2 tRNA genes are annotated in these 305 nt (G+C 42.6%); both read right to left on the reverse strand.

The annotated features are described in order from the left end of the window. Positions 1-81: 81 nt before the first annotated feature. Positions 82-154: transfer RNA gene (locus FC19_RS07920), tRNA-Ala, on the reverse strand. Positions 155-174: 20 nt separating this feature from the next. Further along, positions 175-249 (reverse strand) — tRNA-Ile (locus FC19_RS07925). Positions 250-305 lie beyond the last annotated feature (56 nt).

A 305-nucleotide genomic window follows, 5' to 3' on the forward strand; every position in this document is an offset into this window, starting at 1 on the left:
TGTTCTCGGTTTGTTAATTTAAGAAAAAATATTATCTAGTTTTCAAAGAACAAATTATTCAGCAACCTTAAAGGTTGCTAATGGAGCCTAACGGGATCGAACCGATGACCTCCTGCGTGCAAAGCAGGCGCTCTCCCAGCTGAGCTAAGGCCCCAAAAAAATTATAAAAAAGGATGGGCCTAAATGGACTTGAACCATCGACCTCACGCTTATCAGGCGTGCGCTCTAAACCAGCTGAGCTATAGGCCCATAACATCCTTCATGAGAGAGTAGACCTCTCAAAACTAAACAAAGTTTCGACAATG

This window comes from Liquorilactobacillus aquaticus DSM 21051 (assembly GCF_001436755.1).
Taxonomy (GTDB): Bacteria; Bacillota; Bacilli; order Lactobacillales; family Lactobacillaceae; genus Liquorilactobacillus; species Liquorilactobacillus aquaticus.